This window comes from Methylobacter sp. S3L5C (assembly GCF_022788635.1).
In the GTDB taxonomy this organism is placed as follows: Bacteria; Pseudomonadota; Gammaproteobacteria; order Methylococcales; family Methylomonadaceae; genus Methylobacter_C.
Genome location: NZ_CP076024.1, coordinates 3221706 through 3236709, shown reverse-complemented (window position 1 = coordinate 3236709; position 15004 = coordinate 3221706). Strand labels below are relative to the sequence as shown.

Sequence of the window (15004 nt, the reverse complement as noted above, 5' to 3'; positions counted from 1 at the left end):
AATTGAGTTATTTTATAATAACACGGAAATTCCATGAAACTACTGATACGTAATCTTGCCCGCACCACTACAGAAGCAGAGCTTCAAGCATTGTTTGAAGCTCACGGTACAGTACAGTCCTGTGACTTGGTCATAGATAAAGAGACCGGCAGTTCAAAAGGCTTTGGCTTTATCGAAATGCCCAAACTGGGCGAAGCCAAGATAGCCATAAATACCCTAAATGGCAAGAATATAGCTGGTAACAAGATTCGTGTTAAAAAAGCCGAGTAGTGAGCTCACTTAAATCTTGACAAGATTACTACAGCGTCAGGTGCCCCTGTTTTACATCCAGAAAAAACAACGCAGATTGATTTTTTTTAGCCGTTAATAACCAAGGGCATTTTTCCTTGAAATTGTCTGAATAAAATCTCATCAGACGATAGTCGATCTATAAGAAGGAATTGAACCCGTTAAACTGTCGAAGCGACAACCCATATAAATCAGGGATAAATAACTTTTGGTTTGAAGTAGGCGGCAGGATATTTGGGGTCAAATTTATCCTGTTCTTGGTTGGCTAGTTGATTGTCAACAAAAACAATGGCAGGAGTGAAGTCTGAGGCAGGGTATTTTGGGTCGACTTCATTTTTAACAGGATCAACAGCTATTACAGCTTTATCAATATAAATAACACTGGGTTCAAAATCCGATGCCGGATATTTGCTGTCGGCAGCAAAAACACTAACAGAATTTAATGCAACAACAGCCACTGTCAATCCTAAAACGATCATTTTCTTCATCTATAGTCACCTGCTAATAGTTGTAAAATTGGTCTCGTTAGTCTACTTTTTGGCAAGACCAGTTGACCTCAAGTATCAAGTATTTTAGTTTGTTTCGCAAATTCTTTTAGTAAAACCCGATAGCGGATTGGCTATTAACCAATCCGCTATCAAGATAAGCATCACCTGTGTTTTTCAAAAAATGAGCGAAAAACTGGTTTTTTACAATTTAAAAAACAACCTTTTGCTCTTTTAATGCACTGTAAATATCATCGATAGATTGTTTGTCCGTATCAAACGTTATATCAACCAAATCAGCACTGTAGTTGACGCACAAACCAATCAAGCCGGCATTTTTAATAACCGGTATCAGCGCTGCGTTTTGCGTTTCAAGAATAGTAGTGGCATGACCGTTATCAAACAGCTTTCTTTCGAGCTTATAAGCCACTTCTTGACTGGTTAAACCGGTTAAGGCAATAGCGATGGCTTTCTGGCTATAGCGTGCAGCACGCTCTTCTGTGCTGACCGCCTGCTGATTTTCATCAGTAACAGAACCCGTAATCATCCCCGCACCGACCGTACCGTTAGTCAAGCGATCAATAATTATAAAAGCTCCGGTGCCTTTGTTGATTTTGTAAGCATCAAAAACAACTGGCGCATTAACTGTCACTGTACAAGAGCCTATTTCATTTAATTGTAATTCAATGGCATCATGGTGTTCCAAGGTATTAACATCAATACGATGGTGAATCATGGCAACAGAACCTGAGACGCTGCGGGTTGCCAGTTTTAGTGTGTATTGGCGACCGGGCGTTAACGCTTTTTCAGTCATCCAAACAATAGTGGCATTAAATTTATCAGCAATAATTGGTGACTGCTTTTCGGTGCTGATCAGCACATCGCCACGACTGATATCAATCTCGTCTTCCAATGTCAAGGTCACTGCCATCGGTGGATAAGCTTCTTCAAGATCACCATCATAAGTGACAATCGCTTTGATTTTGCTGCTTTTACCGGAAGGCCAGGCAGTAATTTGATCACCTTTTCTGAAAATACCGGAAGCTACGGTGCCGCAAAAACCACGAAAATCCAGATTAGGCCGGTTGACATACTGAACCGGGAAACGGGTGTCGCTAAAATTATGGTCATTGGCAATTTCGACGCTATTGAGTTTTTCCATTAACGGTTCGTCAGTAAACCAAGGCATATTCTCGCTAGGGTTGACGACATTATCACCGTCCAAGGCAGACATGGGGATAAAATAAATATCATGTAAATCCAGTCTATCGGTGAAGCGCAAATAATCTTGTTTTATTTTATTAAAAGTAGCTTCACTGTAATCAATCAGATCCATTTTATTGACCGCGACAATAATATGCTTGATGCCTAATAAAGAGGTAATAAAGCTGTGTCGTTTTGTCTGGGTTTGTACCCCGTAACGGGCATCAATCAGGATAATTGCCAAATCACAATTTGAAGCTCCGGTGGCCATATTACGGGTATATTGTTCATGCCCCGGTGTATCGGCAATAATAAATTTACGAGTGGATGTGGAAAAATAGCGGTATGCCACATCAATGGTAATGCCTTGTTCGCGTTCAGCTTGCAGTCCATCAACCAGTAAGGCAAGGTCGATCTTGCCAGCACCAGTAGTACCTGACTTGACACTATCTGCCTGTACCGCAGCCAATTGATCTTCGTAGATCATTTTGGAATCGTGCAGCAGACGGCCTATCAGAGTGCTTTTGCCATCGTCGACGTTACCGCAGGTTAAAAAACGCAGTAACTCTTTGTTTTCATGTTGCGTTAAATAAGCGTCAATATCGGTATTAATTAATTCGGATTGGTGGGACATATTTTAGGTTCAAGGTAAAAGGTTCAAGTACCGTAAGCCGGGATAAAACAATATAGTAATCCCGGCAATCGGAGCCGCAAAATGCTGGAGCGTTTAAAAATACCCTTCACGCTTTTTCTGCTCCATGGATCCGGATTGATCGTGATCAATCAGTCGTCCCTGGCGTTCAGAAGTGGTCGCTAACAGCATTTCCTGAATAATTTCCGGCAATGTCGTGGCATTTGATTCAACGGCACCTGTTAACGGATAACAGCCCAAGGTACGAAAACGCACTTTTTTCATTTCAATTTTTTCATCAGGACCAATGGGCATGCGCTCATCATCGACCATAATCAACATGCCATCGCGCTCAACAATCGGGCGTTCCTTGGCAAAATACAGCGGTACGATAGGGATGTTTTCCAAATGAATGTATTGCCAAATATCCAGTTCCGTCCAGTTAGATAGCGGAAATACCCGAATACTTTCGCTTTTATCTATTTTACCATTGTAGATATTCCATAATTCGGGGCGCTGGTTTTTTGGATCCCAGCGATGATTTTTATCACGGAACGAATACACACGTTCTTTGGCGCGTGACTTTTCTTCATCCCGACGCGCACCGCCAAAAGCAGCATCAAACTGGTATTTATCCAGCGCTTGCTTGAGGCCGTCAGTTTTCATGACATCCGTATGTTTTTTACTGCCGTGGGTAAAAGGCCCGATACCCTGATCAACACCATCCTGATTGGTATAAACGATTAAATCCAGCCCCAGCTTTTTAATCAGTTGATCACGAAACTCGATCATTTCCTTAAACTTCCAGGTAGTGTCGATATGCATCATCGGAAACGGTGGCTTGCCGGGGAAAAAGGCCTTCATGGTTAGATGCAACATGACGGCAGAATCCTTGCCAACGGAATACAACATGACAGGATGTTCAAATTCAGCTGCGACTTCACGAATAATATGAATGCTTTCAGCTTCCAGCTCTTTAAGGTGTGTTAGTTTATGATCAGTCATTAAAAGTCCGTCGGAGGTGATTGTCTTGATATGATTATTGATTACTTTCAATAAAAAACCGTCTATTTTAATTTGAACTGGATGTTAATGCCAGTTATCCTCTCATAAATTATCAGGTTTTTAACCAAGCCGAGACAATAGGTAAGATTTAACCGGTATTGCTCCTTCTTTAAGAAGGTCTATATTATCCCTTTGTTTTTCTGACCAATTTAAAAAGGAAAAGGAAAAGCAATAACTATAAGTACATTGCCTGAATAACTATACCCTTGTGTTTCCTGATAACAAAATAGCTAAAGCCGGCTTTGAAATTATATTACTATATTAATGATATTCATTCTTGGAAATCACCTTATTTACCGATACTGTCATAAAATAGCAAAAAGTGAATTTTAAGCAGGCAGACTGCTCCCTATAAATAGCAGCCAGATAGGTCGTATACATCTTTTTGTGCCTGACATTTTCGCATTGGAACGCACGAATGACATTGAAAAAATATCTCGATATTTTTATTTTGACCGTTGAATGTTGAATGTTCGGCAACGAAAAGATAATTGCCCAATCTACATAACTTTTTTATTTTACGTACATCATGCGCCCAGCTTGGGCTCGGAAAGGAGTGGTTGGATAAATGTCATTTTCTGAAATTAGTATTTCGACGCAGCGTCTTAGTATTGTCATGGCCAACGTCTTTTTTGCAGAGGGCTTGACCTGCTATTATCTCCAGAATCAGGAGCGTCTGCAGAACTGGGAGCCTAAGCGCGCGCAGTCCTTTTACTCCCTCGACAATACGAAGAAACGGCTAAAGGAACGGGAACTGCAGATGTCGGCCGGCACCGGGCTTTTCTTCATTGTCTTAGATCGCGAATCCTGCGAAATTGTCGGGGAATGCAGCTTCACGAACATCGTGCGCGGCGTGTTTCAGGCATGTCACCTTGGCTTCTCGATTAACGGCGACCTTGAAAGCAAAGGACTGATGTATGAGGCGCTTTCCGCCTGCATATCTTGTCTTTTCAACACTGTTCAACTGCATCGGATCATGGCCAACTACCAACCTAAAAATTTGCGCAGCGGGCGGCTACTTGAAAAGCTGGGGTTCGAGCGCGAGGGATACGCAAAATCTTACCTACAAATAAATGGAATTTGGGAAGATCATGTTTTGTGTTCCATTATTAATCCCGACTTTTGATAACGTTGACGAGGACTTGCCATGCTTTGCGAAACAAACAATACGACCTCTACTTTGTTTTTCGAGATAATGCCGAAAAGCCAATTAGGTCGGATACATCTTTTCGTGCCCGACATTTTCGCTGATGCAAAATCTTATTTTTGGCGTACTACTCGACATGGTAGGAAACATTGCCACTCGCTACGGTATGCAACTGATGACAAGGTCATCGCTGTAAGGACTGACTTCAGTATCTTTTTGCATATAAACTGCACTGTAGCGGCGTATTTCAGATTTACCGACGTGTTGCAAAGCGCGAGTATCATGAAAAGGTGATACCGTCGCGCGGCCCAGTAAAACCCAGTCAACATCCGTTTCCCGTTGACAATAAATATTGATGCCATCGCTCTGATATTTATTGAAACTTAAGGTAACGATGCCACCGGTATGATCAAGTGCGGTCAAGTTAGGTTTTACACCAGTAAAATCATAACTGATCTCATGACCAACAATACCCAGTGCTACGCCCTGACCTTCGGAATAAGTTGAACTGGCTTTAAGGCGACGAACCAAGGCTCTGATAGTGCTTTCGACACTATGGCGACTGTCATTTTTATTTGCAGTAGCTTGTTTGGCGGTGGCTTGAGCATCACAAGCTTCAGCAATTTTGGCATGAAAATCGCTGCATTCTGCTTTAAGCTCGCTTAACTCATTCTCAGTCATTGCAATATCGGTAATGCTGAGCTCAAGTTGACTAATAAGGTGTTCCATCCAAACTAATAAATCATGGTCGGATTTAGGAATGAAATCAGCTTTACTCATGTTAACTCCCGGATAAATTGAACAAAAACGGCTTAGTCATTATCAGCTGTTTACTGCAATGACCAAGCAACCCCCAAGTATTTTTATACTGACGCTTTAGCTCGCGGTGATTTGCTTTTATTCTAAAAATATTCGTTTAGAAATCATGTTGTTTATTTGAGTCCTTAAGTGGATCACCTGCGTCATTTTTAATAAAGCTTTAATCTATCTTGCCAGCCCTGAGACATTGAGTGGTTGGACTTTAAAACTTTATCGTACCACTCTAAGGTTTTAACAATGATCGAACGCTATAGCCCTTTTTTGGCAAGGCTTACAGACATTTCCACTGCGGCTTTTTAGTAGGCCACTCAAGGCTTCAGGCAACCAACCAAGGCTTGCAGTCAGCCATTTAATAATAGCGAGGGGCACTTTGGCTTTTTTTACACCACTTCGACAGAACTCAGTGGCGCCACCCTCAAACGTTTGACACCACCGCACTCTTTCAACCACACGAAAAAACGCTATAGTCTATTCATCTTCACCAAACTTTTTCCAGCGTAAGCGATTGGCATTAGTCACTACCGTCAAAGAAGACATGGCCATCGCCGCACCAGCAATCATGGGGTTTAACAAAATACCAAACACGGGATACAACAAACCTGCCGCAACCGGGATACTAATCGTATTATAGAAAAAAGCCCCAATCAGGTTTTGTTTAATATTAATAACGGTCGCTTTGGATAGCGCGATGACTTCCGGTACTTTTAACAACGAGCCTTGTAAAATGACAACATCGGCGCTTTCAATAGCGACATCAGTACCGGTACCAATAGCCAGACCTACATCAGCTTGTGCCAAAGCAGGTGCATCATTAATACCATCACCAACCATACCGACGATTTCACCCTGTTGTTGCAACTCTCTCACCACAGCCGCTTTATCCTGCGGCAATACTTGCGCCCTGACTTCAGTAATACCGGCTTGGCGGGCAATAGCATTTGCCGTTAGTGGATTATCCCCGGTCACCATAATAATGCGCAGGCCTTGATTTTTAAGACGCTGTACTGCTTGTGACGAGTCCTTTTTAATGGGATCAGAGACTGCAATAATACCGGCTATTTTGCCGTCTACTGCAAGCAACATCGGCGTTTGACCCAAGGTTGACAGCTTTTCCAGACTATTGTTGTAAGGGGTAAAATCAATACCCTTACTCTCCATCAATTCTTTATTACCAAAAACAACAGCTTGTTTATTAATGTTGGCAGTGACCCCAAAACCGGCAACCGCTTCAAACTGCTGCACTTTTTCAAGTTTTATTTGCCGGTTTTCTGCCGCTTTTAAAATAGCTGCGGCCAAGGGATGTTCCGAGCCTGACTCAATACTTGCTGCTAATTGCAAGACAAGCTCTTCGGTATAATCATCAAAAGCTTCAAGCGTCGACACTGTCGGCTTGCCTTCTGTTACCGTACCGGTTTTATCCAGGATTAAGCAGGTTAACTTACCGGCTGCCTGTAACGCATCACCCTTGCGGATCAAAATACCTGACTGTGCCGCACGACCCACCGCAACCATCACCGAAATGGGTGTTGCCAAACCCAGCGCACAAGGACAAGCGATAACCAGCACGGTCATTGACGTTACAAAAGCATAACCCAACGATGGATCGGGACCAAAAGTGTACCAGACCAGAAAAGTCAACACTGAAATGGCAACGACGGCAGGCACAAAAACGCTGGAAATTTTATCCGCCAAGCGGGCTATTTCAGGTTTGCTGCTTTGTGCTTGCCGTACGCTTTTAATAATTTGTGCCAGAGCGGTATCACGTCCGATACGGGTTGCCTGAAACAGAAAGCTGCCGGTCTGGTTCATGGTACCGGCCACTACTTCTGAGCCAACCGTTTTTTCTACCGGCATCGGCTCACCGGTCAACATGGATTCATCCATCGTTGAATGTCCTTCCAGCAAAATACCGTCAACGGCAATTTTTTCACCGGGCCTGACTCGCAAAGTCTCGCCTAAACCAACTTCTTCAATAGGAATATCCAGTTCTTCGCCCTCTCTAACCACGCGAGCAGTACGCGGTTGCAAACCGATTAATTGACGAATCGCGCTGGATGTTTTACCTCTGGCCAATGTTTCAAGACCGGTTCCCAAATTAATAAAAGCCAAAATCACCACGGCCGCTTCAAAATAAGCATGTTTTGCCAAGGTGGGCAAAGTTGCTGAATAGTCAATGACTATGCAAGAGTAAAGCCATGCCGAACCGGTACCTAAGGCAATCAAGGTATCCATGTTGGCCTGACCCAGACGCAAGGACTTGATAGCGCCACTGTAAAAATTCCAGCCTGAATAAACCAGTATACTTAAGGTGATCAGGGCGATTTCCGGCCAGAGCCACTGCCCGGTCGCAGAACCTATTTCTGGCAGCCAGCTAAAATGCTCTGCCAACATCAGAAATGCACCATAAACTCCGGCAACCGCCGCTTTCTTCATTAGCTGTCGATAACGCTGTAATTCCTGCGCTTCCTGTTCGGCCGGATCTTCCATACCCTCCATGACTGCGGCATCAAAACCAGCCTCTTGAACCGCCTGCTTTAAAGCATCCGTGTCAGGATGGCCTTTAATCATCGCAGAATGATCGGCAAAATTAACACTGACAGAAGTAACTCCGTCAACGGCAGCCAAGGCACCTTCAACAGCGCTTACGCAACCTGCACAACGCATTCCTAAAATAGATAGACGTACCTCATCAGAGGTTTTTTCTGTACTCATAAAATGTACCTACGCTAAAAGTTCGATAATTTATTAGCTACTTTACCAAGAAACCCGCGCCAGTAATGGTGTCTTTAATAGTATCCAATGTTGTTTTTTCAGTATCATACTCGACACTAACAGCTTCATCCTTAAATACTGCTTTAACCGAAATAACACCATCAATGGCGTTTAGCTTACCGGTTACATTGCTTTCACAACCGCCACATTTCATACCGGTCACTGTTAAAACTATAGATTCAATCATTGCTTTTTCCTTGAGTTAGTAATTTATATCTTTGTATCATATTCGACTAATAGTCAGTAATTATGATACAACGTGTTAACTTTAAATACACAGTTATCCATCTTAGGTGATTTCCTGAGAAGAATATATCCAACTGACAGGACTTTTTATTAATTTTCTGGGTATTTGAGCCTATTTATTCCTGAATATCACTTTAACTGCCAAACAACACGACGTTACTTATGCAATTAAACACCATCACCAACCAAACTATTGCGCTTGCCGGTATTGCTCAGGCAGCCGCATTGGTACAACAACTGGCCACCAAAGGAACTGCTGACCCGCTAGCCCTGGAAACGAGTATTGCCAGTGTCTTAAAAATAGATTCAGACAGTGTCATTGATATTTATGGAAGCCTGGATGGAATAAAACTGGGCTTGACTCAACTTAACATACAAATGACCGGTTTTAAAATTGTTAACCCTGAACAGGCGCGTTATTGTGCTTCACTGGTTTTTCTCGAAAATCAGTTATCAGATCGCAAGGATCTGCTTAATACCATTCAAATCGGAATTTCTAAGGCACAGGCACAGAGCGAACACTTTGGTTTGTTACATGAAAATGTACTGGCAAATCTTGGCGATGTTTATCAGAACACCATCAGTACTCTGCAACCAAGAATCATGGTTAATGGTAATCAGGAATATTTATCCAGACCAGAGATTGCCAATAAAATACGCGCTTGTTTGCTGGCAGGCGTTCGCTCGGCTATCTTGTGGAGACAATGCGGCGGTACGCGCTGGAAGTTTCTGTTTTACCGCAAAAAAATTCAGACTGAATTACAAATCCTGTTAAAAAAGGTCTAGTCGCCAACATGACAAACCTGATAACAGTTGACCATCTTTATCGTTATTACGGTAAAGTCTGTGCGGTTAATGACGTTGGTTTTACCTTGGCAAAAGGTGAAGTGCTTGGTTTTCTTGGCCCTAATGGTGCAGGTAAAACCACCACCATGCAAATGCTGAGCGGTAACCTTGCACCCAGTTCCGGGCAAATTACCATCAATGGTTTTGATTTGTTGGATCAACCCAACAAGGCCAAACGAAGCCTTGGCTATTTGCCGGATACACCACCGCTTTATAAAGAATTGAGTGTGCAGGAGTTTTTACACTATTGCGCGGCACTTCAAAGTGTCCCTAAAAACGCTCTCACTCATGCCATAAACAAGGCCAAGGAACGTTGTGGCCTAATGGCGGTATCTCACCGCTTGATTGCCAATCTGTCCAAAGGCTTTCAACAACGGGTCGGCATTGCCCAGGCTATCTTGCATAATCCGGATGTTATTATTCTTGATGAACCCACGGTAGGCCTTGATCCCATACAAATCAAAGAAATCCGCACCTTAATACGCGAATTGGGACAAGATCACGGGATCATTTTATCGACTCATATCCTTAACGAAGTACAAGAATCCTGTACGCATGTACAAATTATTCATCAGGGAAAATTGATATTAAAGGAAAGTATTGCCGGTCTTAACGAGGCCATGAATACCGGTAGCCTTCATGTTACTACCCGACTGACACCCGACAAAAGCCTTTTATCGGCCATTCCCGGCATAAACGCTATCGAAAATATTACCGACCATCAGCTCAATATCCATTACAGCACAACTAACGATCCAACCCGGCAAATTATCGAGACTATTATTACCAATGGCTGGGAACTGCAGGAACTGAGACCGGTAAAAAAATCGATAGAAGATATTTTTATTGCGCTGACCAAGGACAGTCAAGCATGAGCATGATTTTAACAATAGCTACACGAGAGTTTAAAAGCCTGTTTATATCACCACTGGCCTGGACAGTATTGGCCATCCTGCAATGCCTGTTGGCCTATTTATTTTTAACCCAAGTTGAAACCTTCACCTTAATCCAGCCCAAATTAGCCAACATTGACGGTGCGCCCGGCTTAACGGATATTGTTGTTACACCGCTGTATGGTAACGCCGGTATTATTTTATTACTGGTCACGCCGCTATTAACCATGCGCCTTATTTGTGAAGAACGCAGAAATAAAACCCTGACCCTATTATTGTCTGCGCCCATTTCTACTGTCGACATTATTATCGGCAAGTACTTGGGCAGCCTTGGTTTATTGTTACTGCTGGTATGTCTCATCACCTTGATGCCATTGTCTTTACTGATTGGCGGCGAACTGGATATGGGTAAATTATTTGCTAATTTTTTGGCGTTATTGTTGCTGGTCAGTGCCTTTACTGCTGCAGGTCTGTTTATGTCTACTGTAGCAGATCATCCTACGGTTGCAGCAATGGGCACTTTCGGTATTTTATTGCTGTTATGGATACTGGACTGGTCAGCGGGGATGAAAGAACAGCGTAGCGAAGTCTTTGAATATTTATCCATTTTAAGGCATTTCCAAAATCTTCAAAGTGGCCTGATTAGCTCGGTGGATATAAGCTATTTTTTACTGTTTACCGCTACCTTTATTTTGCTGGCTATCCGCAGTCTGGATAACGACCGCTGACAAAAATGAAACTATCACCACGGATACACCAACAACTGCGCCTGAAAAGTGCCCTTATTACCGCACTGTTATTACTTGTGCTTGGTACACTGGCTTTTTTAACTACGCGCTACAGCGTACAAACAGACATTACCAACAATGCCGGCAATACCCTGTCGCAAGCCTCGCAAAAATTACTCCTGTCCCTACCCGATAAAGTCACTATTACGGCTTATATTAAACAAGGCCAGCCAATAAGAGCCCAAATTGCACAATTAGTGGATCGCTATAGCCGCTATAAAGCTAATTTAACGCTTAACTTTATCGATCCTGATTTTGAGCCTGAAAAAACCCGTGAACTAAACATAGGTCCGGAAGGGATTATTATTGTCGACTATCAGGAGCGCACCGAAAAACTTACCTTTATTGATGAATCTTCGCTGACCAATGCCCTGTTACAACTAACCAACGCCAATGAACGCTGGATCACTTTTTTAACCGGTCACGGTGAACGCTCGCCTGAAGGTATAGCCAATTTCGATTTTGGACAGTTTGGCAAAGAATTGGCTCATCGAAAAATCAATGCTCAAACACTTAATTTGGCAACGCTACCGGCTATTCCAGACAACTCGGCCTTGCTGGTCATTGCCGCTCCCAAAGTGGCGTTACTGGCCGGTGAAATAGCTATCATCAAGGGGTATATTCAACGCGGTGGCAATCTACTGGTATTAACCGACCCTGACAACAAACAACTCACTGACTTGCTAAAACTATTGGGTATCAGGCAGCTTGATGGTGTTATTGTTGACAGTAACTCAACGCTTTATGGTATTGATGACCCTGGTTTTATACTCGTCAGCGAATACGCACCTCATCCAGTCACCAAAGGTTTTCAGACGATTACCCTTTATCCGGTTGTGGCAGCACTTGAAATTGATGGTAAAACTGATTTTACTATCTCAGCTTGGCTAAGCAGTTCGGCAAAGTCATGGATGGAAGCCGATGCTATCAAAGGGAAAATAAAATTTGATGCCAATAGCCAGGCAAAACAAGGCCCGCTGGCTTTTGCCTATGCTTTAACCCGAAATCTTAATGAAACAACACAACAACGCATCGTGGTGGTTGGTGATGGTGACTTTTTATCCAATACCTACCTCGGCAATGTCGGTAATCTGGATATGGGCTTAAAAATGGTTTCGTGGCTCATTCATGATGATAGGTTTATCAATATCCCGGCAAAAATTGCAACCGATAAAAGCTTGCAATTGACCCAAACAGCAGTTGCTATTATAGGTTTTGGCTTTTTAATCATCATTCCGCTATTGCTGATTAGCACAGGATTTATCATCTGGCGCAAACGTAAACAGCGCTAATCCTTGTTGATTTGTGCTTAGAGTCAGACCTGACAGATTTTTTGTAACTGTCAGGTCTTATTTAACTTAACTATTCGTTATGGGACCCTGCTTACCATTAAAGCATCAGCTTGCAATTTTAATGCTCTGGCTTTATTCAACATAACATTACGCAGTGCCGGCAATGGCGACAAAGAGGCAGTGTATTCCAGTTGATAAGCCGCTTTTAGCTTGTTTACGGCCTCAGGATAAGGCAATAACTGTCCTTCTGTAAGCACTTGAATAGCATCTTCGGTATCGGCTAGCGCCAACAAAGTAATTTCTCTACCATTGCCGGCATTTAACCGGATAGCTTGCTCGTCCAGTGCATTGGAATTGCGAATATTTTCCAGCGCGTTGATAGTTCTTAAAAATAAAGACACGGCAACTACTTGCGAAGAACCAATCTTGATAGTTCTATCCGCATTAGACGAGGTAAGGTGACCGGGCGACTGATTAAAATCATCGGTATTATAATAAGCAACCGCTTCTTCTATACTGCTCACACTGTTGTTATGAAAGAAAGGTGCCGTATCTGCTGCTTCAATTAAACTGGGCGAATTAAAGCGACCTTCACCATAACTACATGGTGTATCCTCATCATTATCGTTACACCAACCTTTAACATCGACATCGCCAATTCCGCCGTCAATAGCAATGGTCGGATCCAATAACACCGCAGGTTGATCTTTCATAGCTTCAATGCCGGTATTTCTGGTAGGATTTCCACCCGTTGTCGAACTGATTGCACCAGCGTTGCTATGACAGCCATTACAATTAGCTCCCGTACCTAAAACAGCTTTACCGGCAACAACCGGATTATTTTTTACGTTAAATAATACCAAGCCGCGTTGGACAATTTCGGAAGTAAAAGTCATTTTGCTTAAATTCAATTCCTGACTACGCCCCAAAGAGAGCATGTAAGCTTGTAAAGCATTTAATTCTGCATCAGTTGGCAAACGAAAATCAGTGCCAGGGGTTCTTGCCAAAGACTTGGTAAAATGTTGAACAATGGCACCAAAAGTAAACTCGCGCAAAGATCCGGTACCCACCGAGCCATCTCCAGACCAACCCAAGGCATGTGCAAATTCTTCATCCAAGGCAAACTCGCCCTTTGCACCGTTTGGATTTACCATAAGTTCAGTAGTGATTGTTTTAGATAACCCCAAGGTATGAGGTACACCACGCATTACTGCCGGTTTATTAAAACCGTCAATATTGGTTAAAATCAACCCCAGCTGCCGCATCAGTTTAGGATTTTCAAAACCTGTCTTCAAGGCCGGATTGGTTTCAGCGACAAACAACGGATCAGAGAGCGGGAGATTAGCAATATATTTTGGATCAATCGTATGGTTGTTATCCAAACGATGACAAGTGCTACAGGTACGTCCATTACCGTTAAACGTTTCATTAACAAAAATTCGACGTCCTTCGGCAATCTGTGCACCCATTACACTAGCCAAATTAAGTTGATTTGCATCAACGGCAAGCGCCAATTTAGGTAACAAATAATCAAAAGGTGACCGGGTTTCGGGTACGGCTTTTACACTACCGACTGCCGCTTGAGCCCAGATTTTGTCAGCGTAATATAAATTCTGTAAAAAATCGGGAGCCCCTGCGATAACAACACTTTGATCCGGGCTTTTCCCTGCCAAGGTTACCGTGACCATGTCAATTTTAAAATCAGCCAGGGCGATCCGATTGATTTGAGTCGTCAATTCAGCAATATCATTGTGTTGAGTTAACGTACCTAAACGAAAAAAACTATCGCCAATCTCAGGCTTTACGGTACGATTTACGCCTTCATGATTATCAACCAACCACACATCATACGTTTGCTTATCAAGACCTTTCACTTTAACGGCTAAGGAACCGTTTATTAAGTTAAGCTCCATAGTGCCGCGAGCTTTTGAGTCGGTATTTGATAAAACTTTAGAATGAGCCAGTGATAAACGTAATGTAGTCGCATTGCCACCCCGCGCTTCATAATGTTCTTGCCATTGGCCATAAATGCCTTTCAGTGCATCCAGATTGCCATGACCTAAAACCATTTCTCCACTGCTTTCTGTTTCAGTTTTAAAGGCATAATTAGCAACCCCGCCACTAATAAGAACCATGATCGTGATTAATCCCAATAGTCGATTTCGTGTCATTTTATTTGTCAATGTTGGTAAAAAGTTAAGGCCGCTTATCTTTCTTAAAGTCGCAAAAAATCACCTTTGGCCGAGTTAAGTAGGTATTTAATTAATTGCATTTTCGCCTATATTTATTAGCAATATTTATACCACTTTCTTTTTGTAGTCATTATGAGTCTTGACTAATCAATCAATTATTAAATTGTGTTATTTAACACAGAACAGCAAGTTTTTATGGCATATCCCACACTAACAACGTAAAAGGCTTAACTTTAAATCCAATAACTCAAGACTAAACCAATTCTGGGGCGCTTACTCTCTGTGCTAGAATTCTTGCTATTAAGTATAGTAACTTTTCATATAACGGAGCTTTAAA

At 42.6% G+C, this 15004-nt stretch carries 13 protein-coding genes; 6 read left to right on the top strand and 7 right to left on the bottom strand.

Annotated elements, in window-relative coordinates:
* Window positions 1-33: 33 nt before the first annotated feature.
* Window positions 34-270, top strand: a complete 237-nt coding sequence (locus KKZ03_RS14485; RefSeq protein WP_243217524.1) for an RNA-binding protein — start codon at window positions 34-36, stop codon at window positions 268-270.
* A 209-nt stretch (window positions 271-479) separates the two neighbouring features.
* On the opposite strand, the gene KKZ03_RS14480 is transcribed toward KKZ03_RS14485, so the two are convergent.
* The 3 genes from KKZ03_RS14480 to cysD all read right to left on the bottom strand — a co-directional run bounded on the left by KKZ03_RS14480 (window position 480) and on the right by cysD (window position 3612).
* Window positions 480-776, bottom strand: coding sequence for a hypothetical protein (locus tag KKZ03_RS14480; RefSeq protein WP_243217523.1), 297 nt, complete (start codon window positions 774-776; stop codon window positions 480-482).
* Window positions 777-984: 208 nt separating this feature from the next.
* The gene (gene cysN / locus KKZ03_RS14475) at window positions 985-2610 is read right to left on the bottom strand and encodes a sulfate adenylyltransferase subunit CysN (protein WP_243217522.1); all 1626 of its coding nucleotides are present in this window, start codon (window positions 2608-2610) and stop codon (window positions 985-987) included.
* A gap of 93 nt (window positions 2611-2703) precedes the next feature.
* Complete coding sequence (gene cysD / locus KKZ03_RS14470; protein ID WP_243217521.1) at window positions 2704-3612, bottom strand: sulfate adenylyltransferase subunit CysD; 909 nt, start codon at window positions 3610-3612, stop codon at window positions 2704-2706.
* 628 nt (window positions 3613-4240) lie between these two features.
* Between cysD and KKZ03_RS14465 the strand changes: the two genes are divergently transcribed.
* The gene (locus KKZ03_RS14465) at window positions 4241-4798 is read left to right on the top strand and encodes a GNAT family N-acetyltransferase (protein WP_243217520.1); all 558 of its coding nucleotides are present in this window, start codon (window positions 4241-4243) and stop codon (window positions 4796-4798) included.
* Window positions 4799-4978: 180 nt separating this feature from the next.
* Here KKZ03_RS14465 and KKZ03_RS14460 read toward each other — a convergent pair whose 3' ends face one another.
* The 3 genes from KKZ03_RS14460 to KKZ03_RS14450 all read right to left on the bottom strand — a co-directional run bounded on the left by KKZ03_RS14460 (window position 4979) and on the right by KKZ03_RS14450 (window position 8597).
* Entirely contained in the window at window positions 4979-5599 is a 621-nt protein-coding gene (locus KKZ03_RS14460; protein WP_243217519.1) for a hypothetical protein, read from the bottom strand.
* 507 nt (window positions 5600-6106) lie between these two features.
* Window positions 6107-8350: a heavy metal translocating P-type ATPase gene (locus KKZ03_RS14455; RefSeq protein WP_243217518.1), complete on the bottom strand. Its 2244-nt coding sequence runs from the start codon at window positions 8348-8350 to the stop codon at window positions 6107-6109.
* Between the two features lie 37 nt (window positions 8351-8387).
* Window positions 8388-8597, bottom strand: a complete 210-nt coding sequence (locus tag KKZ03_RS14450; RefSeq protein ID WP_243217517.1) for a heavy-metal-associated domain-containing protein — start codon at window positions 8595-8597, stop codon at window positions 8388-8390.
* Between the two features lie 221 nt (window positions 8598-8818).
* Between KKZ03_RS14450 and hflD the strand changes: the two genes are divergently transcribed.
* The 4 genes from hflD to KKZ03_RS14430 are packed head-to-tail and all read left to right on the top strand — an operon-like array spanning window position 8819 to window position 12475.
* Entirely contained in the window at window positions 8819-9442 is a 624-nt protein-coding gene (gene hflD, locus KKZ03_RS14445; RefSeq protein WP_243217516.1) for a high frequency lysogenization protein HflD, read from the top strand.
* An 8-nt stretch (window positions 9443-9450) separates the two neighbouring features.
* Entirely contained in the window at window positions 9451-10377 is a 927-nt protein-coding gene (locus KKZ03_RS14440) for an ABC transporter ATP-binding protein (RefSeq protein WP_243217515.1), read from the top strand.
* A gap of 2 nt (window positions 10378-10379) precedes the next feature.
* Window positions 10380-11123 carry an ABC transporter permease subunit gene (locus tag KKZ03_RS14435; protein WP_243221639.1) on the top strand — a complete coding sequence of 248 codons (744 nt, stop codon included), beginning with the start codon at window positions 10380-10382 and terminating at the stop codon, window positions 11121-11123.
* Window positions 11124-11128: 5 nt separating this feature from the next.
* Window positions 11129-12475, top strand: a complete 1347-nt coding sequence (locus tag KKZ03_RS14430; protein WP_243217514.1) for a GldG family protein — start codon at window positions 11129-11131, stop codon at window positions 12473-12475.
* 77 nt (window positions 12476-12552) lie between these two features.
* Here KKZ03_RS14430 and KKZ03_RS14425 read toward each other — a convergent pair whose 3' ends face one another.
* Complete coding sequence (locus KKZ03_RS14425) at window positions 12553-14646, bottom strand: hypothetical protein (RefSeq protein WP_243217513.1); 2094 nt, start codon at window positions 14644-14646, stop codon at window positions 12553-12555.
* Between the last annotated feature and the right edge of the window lie 358 nt (window positions 14647-15004).

Excerpts from the sequence above, each read along its gene's own strand:
- KKZ03_RS14450 (WP_243217517.1), bottom strand. The coding sequence starts at position 8,597 with ATGATTGAATCTATAGTTTTAACAGTGACCGGTATGAAATGTGGCGGT.
- KKZ03_RS14485 (WP_243217524.1), top strand. The coding sequence starts at position 34 with ATGAAACTACTGATACGTAATCTTGCCCGCACCACTACAGAAGCAGAG.
- KKZ03_RS14465 (WP_243217520.1), top strand. The coding sequence starts at position 4,241 with ATGTCATTTTCTGAAATTAGTATTTCGACGCAGCGTCTTAGTATTGTC.
- KKZ03_RS14425 (WP_243217513.1), bottom strand. The coding sequence starts at position 14,646 with ATGACACGAAATCGACTATTGGGATTAATCACGATCATGGTTCTTATT.
- KKZ03_RS14430 (WP_243217514.1), top strand. The coding sequence starts at position 11,129 with ATGAAACTATCACCACGGATACACCAACAACTGCGCCTGAAAAGTGCC.
- KKZ03_RS14440 (WP_243217515.1), top strand. The coding sequence starts at position 9,451 with ATGACAAACCTGATAACAGTTGACCATCTTTATCGTTATTACGGTAAA.
- cysN (WP_243217522.1), bottom strand. The coding sequence starts at position 2,610 with ATGTCCCACCAATCCGAATTAATTAATACCGATATTGACGCTTATTTA.
- KKZ03_RS14435 (WP_243221639.1), top strand. The coding sequence starts at position 10,380 with ATGATTTTAACAATAGCTACACGAGAGTTTAAAAGCCTGTTTATATCA.
- hflD (WP_243217516.1), top strand. The coding sequence starts at position 8,819 with ATGCAATTAAACACCATCACCAACCAAACTATTGCGCTTGCCGGTATT.
- cysD (WP_243217521.1), bottom strand. The coding sequence starts at position 3,612 with ATGACTGATCATAAACTAACACACCTTAAAGAGCTGGAAGCTGAAAGC.
- KKZ03_RS14460 (WP_243217519.1), bottom strand. The coding sequence starts at position 5,599 with ATGAGTAAAGCTGATTTCATTCCTAAATCCGACCATGATTTATTAGTT.
- KKZ03_RS14455 (WP_243217518.1), bottom strand. The coding sequence starts at position 8,350 with ATGAGTACAGAAAAAACCTCTGATGAGGTACGTCTATCTATTTTAGGA.
- KKZ03_RS14480 (WP_243217523.1), bottom strand. The coding sequence starts at position 776 with ATGAAGAAAATGATCGTTTTAGGATTGACAGTGGCTGTTGTTGCATTA.